The sequence below is a fragment of the Brachyspira pilosicoli genome, assembly GCF_019402445.1.
GTDB lineage: Bacteria > Spirochaetota > Brachyspiria > Brachyspirales > Brachyspiraceae > Brachyspira > Brachyspira pilosicoli_B.
In genome coordinates this window covers 1-6918 of the sequence record NZ_SRZM01000051.1, presented here as the reverse complement: position 1 = coordinate 6918, position 6918 = coordinate 1, and the positions used below count along the sequence as shown (strand labels likewise).

Annotated in this window: 4 protein-coding genes and 1 pseudogene; 2 read left to right on the top strand and 3 right to left on the bottom strand. The window is 28.5% G+C overall.

Annotation, left to right across the window (positions count from 1 at the left end; translation table 11 throughout):
• Positions 1-11: 11 nt before the first annotated feature.
• Positions 12-3609 (top strand): annotated as a pseudogene (gene mfd, locus E6A48_RS02295) (transcription-repair coupling factor).
• 189 nt (positions 3610-3798) lie between these two features.
• Here the strand turns inward: mfd and E6A48_RS02290 are convergent.
• Together E6A48_RS02290 and E6A48_RS02285 are read right to left on the bottom strand one after the other, a co-directional pair.
• The gene (locus E6A48_RS02290; protein WP_147730709.1) at positions 3799-4485 is read right to left on the bottom strand and encodes a flagellar filament outer layer protein FlaA; all 687 of its coding nucleotides are present in this window, start codon (positions 4483-4485) and stop codon (positions 3799-3801) included.
• Between the two features lie 24 nt (positions 4486-4509).
• Complete coding sequence (locus E6A48_RS02285) at positions 4510-5340, bottom strand: flagellar filament outer layer protein FlaA (RefSeq protein ID WP_219708361.1); 831 nt, start codon at positions 5338-5340, stop codon at positions 4510-4512.
• 217 nt (positions 5341-5557) lie between these two features.
• On the opposite strand from E6A48_RS02285, the gene E6A48_RS02280 reads away from it, so the two are divergent.
• Entirely contained in the window at positions 5558-6235 is a 678-nt protein-coding gene (locus E6A48_RS02280; RefSeq protein WP_219708360.1) for a pseudouridine synthase, read from the top strand.
• Positions 6236-6267: 32 nt separating this feature from the next.
• Here the strand turns inward: E6A48_RS02280 and E6A48_RS02275 are convergent.
• A partial coding sequence (locus tag E6A48_RS02275) for a methyl-accepting chemotaxis protein (protein WP_258018516.1) occupies positions 6268-6918 on the bottom strand: 651 nt, incomplete at its 5' end.

Sequence of the window (6918 nt, the reverse complement as noted above, 5' to 3'; positions counted from 1 at the left end):
GTTTTAGATTTATGGAAAATACTGAAATATCAAATCTCTTAATAGAAAAATTTAGAAACAGCGAAGAATATAAATCTTTTGATTTAAACACTGTAAAAAATATATATGGCATAAAAGGCGGAGGGGATTCTCTTTTTTTTTGCTACTCTTTTTAAAGATAAAAATAAAAGTTTAATGATTATAAAAGAAGATGAAAATGAAGCTATGCTCTTAAGTCAGGCTTTAAACTTTTATAATATTGAGAATTATTATTTTCCAGATTATGACAGTGTGCCTTTTACAAAAATGTCGCCTATTACAGATATAGTTCAAGATAGATTAAGTATTTTATATAAACTAATTAATGAAGATAAATTTATTTTAATAACAACAATAAAGTCAATTGCAAGAAAACTGCCAAACAAAGAAACATTAAAAAATAACACAATCAACATAAAACTTAATGACAAATTAAATATTGATTCTTTGAGGCTTAATTTATATGATTTAGGATATGTGATAGAGAGAGAAGTTTCTGAGGTTGGAACTTGTGCTGTGAGGGGTAGTATAATAGATATATATTCTATTCTTTATAATAACCCTATTAGAATAGAGTTGTTTGATGATGAAGTTGATAGTATAAGATTTTTTAATATAGAAGATGGAAAGTCATATAAAAACGTTGAAGAAATTAGAATATATCCTGTTAGAGCAGCTATTTATAAAGATTCAATTATAGAAGAATTAATAAACAAAGATATTGACAGCGAATTAAAAGATAATATACAAAAGAGTAAATATTTTGCAGGAAGTGAAAACTTACTAGGGGTGTTTAATAAAGATTTGCAAACAATATTTGATTATGCTAATGAAAGCATTATCTTTACAGATGATATATTAAAACTAAAAAATAAACTAGTAAATGTTTTATCAACTATAGAAGAAAATTTTAATGATATAGATAATATATTTAAATCTCTTTATGATAATATAAACTCTCTTTATATAGATATAAATTACTTTGAAAATATCACAAAAAATACAATTAATTTAAGCCCTTTTATAGTGGATAACAATATTCATAAATTTAATTTTGAAGAAGGAGTTTCTTTTAAATCAAGACTAACAGAGTTTTTGGATTACATTAAAGATTATAGAAAGAAAGATTATTTTATTATACTCTCCACAAGCCATTATGACCAAGCAAAAAGATTCTATAAGATAATGGACAATTTAGAGCCAAAATTAATTGCATCAGAAGAAAATGATAATAATGAAGAAAATAAAATAGTAGAAGAAAATAATATAATAGATAGCGAAGAAAAGCTTGATTTCTCTAATAACAAAAATAACTTCTATATAATAACAACTCAATCAGCATCGGGATTTATTAAAGATGATATAAAAACAATATTTATAGCAGACTGGGAAGTATTTGGAAGAAAAAGAAAAAGAGTAAAAAAGATTCCAAAAGTAAATAAAAATATCATAGAAACATTTGTTGATTTAAATATAGGCGACTATGCTGTTCATGTAAACTATGGTATAGGTAAATATTTAGGATTAACACGTAAACTATCAAACGGCAAAGAAAAAGACTACCTAACATTAGAGTATGCCAAAGGAGATAAACTATATATACCAGTAGAGCAGATGAACTTTGTGCAGAAATATATATCTGGAAGCGGAGAAGAGCCAAAATTAACAGCATTAGGCGGAAGTGCTTGGGATAAAATAAAAAGTAAGGCAAGAGAAGATGCATTAGCTACAGCAAGAGACCTCATAAAAATATATGCAATACGCTCTAATGTTCATGGTAATATTTACGGACCAGACACTCAATGGCAAGATGACTTCGAAGCTTCATTTAACTATGAGGAAACTGTTGATCAATTAAGGGCTATTAATGATATAAAGTCAGATATGGAAAGTGACAAGATGATGGACAGGCTTGTTTGCGGAGATGTGGGATTTGGAAAGACTGAGGTTGCTTTTAGAGCTATATTTAAAGCTGTTATGGCTGGTAAACAATGTGCAATACTCTGCCCTACTACAATACTATCACAACAGCATTACAATAACGCTAAAAAAAGATTTGAAGATTTCCCTGTTCGCATAGAAGTATTAAATAGATTTATCTCATCAAGACAGGCTAAAAAAAATAAAGAAATGCTAGCAAATGGTTCTTGCGACATAATAATAGGTACTCATATGCTTTTATCTGATGATATTAAGTTTAAAAATTTAGGTTTAATAGTAATAGATGAAGAACAAAGATTTGGCGTAAAACATAAAGAAGCATTAAAAAAACTTAGATTTGAAACTGATGTACTCACATTATCAGCAACACCAATACCAAGAACATTGAATATGGCATTAACAGGCATAAGAGATATAAGCATAATAGAAACTCCTCCATTAAACAGAATACCTGTAAAAACTTATGTAATGGAATTTAATGAAAAGACTGTTGTAACTGCAATAGAGAGAGAATTAAAAAGAAATGGACAAGTATTTTATTTGTATAATAGAATAGATACTATAGAATCATTTGCTTTGATGATAAAAAAGCTATGCCCAAAAGCTTCAATATGTGTAGCACATGGAAGAATGACAGGTATTCAATTAGAAAAGATTATGTCAGATTTTATTAATCATAAATATGATATATTAGTATCTACAACAATAATAGAAAACGGAATTGATATACCTAATGCCAACACTATATTAATAGATAATGCTAATAAACTAGGTCTTTCTGAACTTTATCAATTAAGAGGAAGAGTTGGAAGGAGCGACAGAGAGGCATATGCTTATATGTTTTATCCTGAAAACTTAGCATTAACAGAAGTAGCTTATAAAAGACTTCAAGCTATATCTGAACATACAGATTTAGGTGCTGGTTTTAAGATAGCAATGAGAGATTTGGAAATAAGGGGTGCTGGCAACATATTAGGAAAAGAGCAATCTGGTATGATTTATCAGGTTGGTTATGAGCTTTATACTCAAATGCTTGAAGAGGCTACCAATGAATATAAGGGTGAAATAAAAGAAGTTACTTTTGATACGGTTATAGATTTTAAACATAATTTGTTTATACCAGATGAATATATATCAGACCCTAAAGAGAAAATATCTATTTATAAATTAATAATGCGTTCTCAAAGCAATGAAGATATTGACACTGCCAAAGAATATATGATAGATAAATATGGAAAAATGCCTAAAGAAATGGAAGATATATTTAGTATAGCAAAATTAAAAGTTATACTAAAAAGAGTGAGAGTATTATCAGTGATAGAAGGACATTATAATATGTATATAAAACTTGATAAATACTCTAAAATAGATGCCAAGAAAGTATCAAAATTAGTTTCTTTGGAAGGCTCTGGAGTTTATTTTGATAAAGAAAATCTTAATCAATTAATAATACCAATAGTAGATGATAGTTTAATGTGGAAAATAAATAAAGTAAGTGAAGTAATATTAGAAATAGAAAGCGAAGAAGAAAATAAAGACAAAAGTAAAGAAAAAAGTTTGGCAGATGCTAATATAGAATCTCAAAGAAAAAATAAACAAAATAATATAAGAAAAAGAAAAATAATAAAAATAAATAAAAGAGAGAATTAATCTTTATTATTATCATTTTTGTCTTTTCTGTTATTAACTATTCTTGTAGTGATAGCATAAATACAAAGAAGTACAAATCCTATAAGTAAGAGTTTATTTATCATAATTTCTCCATAATAAAAAATCTATATAAAAATAAAAGGTGAAGTAATAACACCCCACCTTTTATTATATCTAAAAGAATTCTAATTACCAAGTATCTCTTGGGTCATCAGCTTCTTTATAAGTTTCTAAATACATATCAGTTCTAGCTTCCAAGTTATCGAAGTAAATATAATATTTACCATAAGAATCTCTAGGATCAACTTTAACATTGATACCCATGAAGCTTATACCTTGTTCAGCTTGACCTCTGAAATCTTCTTGTTTAACTTTAGCAGGTACTTGTACAGTAATTTTTTTCCAACCCATAAAGTTAAGAGGTTCATTACCAATATTTTGAGGTTTACCATTAATATCATAAACATAGAAGCTCATTCTATTATTATGATTTCTTCCAGCTACCCAAACGCTAATTTCTTTAGTGAAACCAGGGATTTTAACAGGTCTAGGAGGAGTAACAGAAAACCAAGGATAACCAGTTTTGAAATACTCTACTTTAGCACCCAAAATATATTTATTAGCATCAGCATTTTCAGCAGTAACATCAGCAGGACCGCCTTCACGACGAATTATACTAATAACACCATAATCTCTAGGCATAGATGCTTGCCAAGTATTAGCAAATTCAAAATCATCTATTAAGAAATTAGTATAAGATTCAGTAACGAAATTATTATTTCCTGCTTGACCATTATCTTGTGCTGCATCTTGTGCGAATAACAAAAATGCAACAGTTAAAATCAACATTGTTATCAAAATACTTAATCTTTTCATTGTATTTTTTCTCCTTATTAAACCTTATTGTTGCACTTCTTGTTGAGTAGTATCACCAGTAGTAGTAGTACCACCGTCTTCACCTACAACTTTTGCACCGCCTTCAGAATACTGTTCAGCAGAACTTCCGCCTATTTCTTGACCAAGAGTAGTTTCTATGTCAGAACCGTCATAAGCTTCTCTAAATGTATCTGTAACTGTTTGGAAATAGTCTAATAATACAACGAAATTATCAGCTCTTTCTTCAGGTGAAGCCCAGAAACGGAAATTCAAGAATCTTAAACCTTTAGCTCTAGGAACATAAGGCTCTTCCTGAGGTAAAAAAGCAGGAACTGATGTGCTTAAATTTTTCCAACCGATATATTTTAAAGAACCAATAGGCAATGTATAAGTATAACCACGATAATCTTCAAATAACATTTCCATAGTGTAATCATAATTTCCACCCCATACCCATACATCAAAAGTCTGAGCTTTACCAGGGATAATTTTTTGTACTGTTGGTACTAAATCAAAGAAATTGTATCCTTTTCTAAAGAATGATACACTTACTGATAATGAATTAGTGGAATTGTAACCCTGATTACCCATACCAAAAGGTTTAGTTGCAAACAATCTCATATTTGGGTATTTCATTACAACACCATTTTCATTTGTTCTATCGCCTGTAAACATGAAACGACTTCCATTTGATATAGGCTGCCATTCATCTAATGTTTCAAAATTATAAAGCACTCTTGTTTCTAAATAAACACTAGTACTTTGTCCATAAACAGCAAATGAACCTAAGCATATGAATAGACAAATGATTATGAGGTAGCGAGAAATGTCTCGCATACTTCTATAGAATTTCATAGCGCACTCTCCTTAATATTTATAGCTAAGCAATTATATCCAATAACTTGCACAATTATATTATTAATAATAAAAATTGTCAACTATAAAATATAAAATTATAACTTCCAATAACTTAATATATCGTATTGCAATAACATAATATTTACAGCATTTGATTTAAATATATATTATGATAATATTATTTTTAATTTTTTAATGAAAGAAATAAGAAAATATGAGACTAAACAAATATATAGCCTCTCTAAACATAGCAAGCAGAAGAGAGGCAGACAATCTTATTAAAGATGGTAAAGTTAAAGTAAACGGTGAAATAATACTCAATCCTGCAACACAAGTATCTGAAACCGATAAAGTAGAATGCGATAAAGATGAAAAAAATAAAATATATATAAAACTAAACAAGCCCAGAGGATATGTTGTTTCTACAAATAAAGATGAAGGCAAGACTATATACGAACTATTAAATAATAAATTAAAAGGAGTTTATCCTGTAGGCAGATTAGATAAAGACAGCAATGGTCTTATACTCCTTACAAATGATGGTGTATTTGCTAAAAAAATAATAGGTGAAAATTCTAATTGCGAAAAGGAGTATTATGTTAAAGTGAATGATAATATACCAGATGGTGCATTAAAAAAGTTAGAATACGGAATATCTTTAGATGGGAAAAAATTAAAGCCCGCAAAAACAAAAAGAATAACAAAAAATTCATTTAACATAATTCTTACAGAAGGAAAAAATAGACAAATAAGAAGAATGTGTGAGAAGGTAGGGTTTGAAGTAATTATATTAAAAAGACTAAGAATTAATAATATATTTTTAAATGAACTTAAAGAAGGAAAGTTTGAATATTTAACAAAAGAAGAAATAAATTGCATAATGGAAATATAATTTCCAATTATGCAATTAAATAATCATATTAATTAAAAAGTACTAAAACCATCATCAGTTACATTATTAGAACTAGAAAATGTTTCGCCAAACTCACTATCACTAGAGATACTTACATCTTTTTTAGCTGGTTTTGCCTGTACATTCACTTTTTTAATATCATCTTTTTTGGGAGTAATATCTACTTTTTTATTAGGTTTATCCTCTTTTGATATTTTTATATCAGAGCTATTCAATTTGAAAAAGCTAATAGCTTCTTGAAGACTTCTTGCCTGATTAAGCAAATCTTCAGAAGTATAAGCACTCTCTTGAACCAAAGAAGCATTATGCTGAGTAACAGTATCCATCTCTGAAACAGCAATATTAACTTGATCAACACCAGCCTGCTGTTCCATAGCTGTAGAACTAATATTTTGCATTATTTTAGCCGTATCATCTATTTTTTGCTGAATATCAATAAATATTTCCTGTGATTGATGAGCTGTTTCTGTTGCTTTATTTATTTTCTCATTTGTATTATCCACCAAATCAGTAATATCTTTTACAGATGACTGAGTAGTTTGAGCCAAATTTCTAACCTCGCTCGCAACAACTGCAAAACCTTTACCCTGCTCACCTGCCCTTGCAGCTTCAACAGCAGCATTAAGTGCTAATATATTAGTTTGAAAAGCAATATCTTCTAT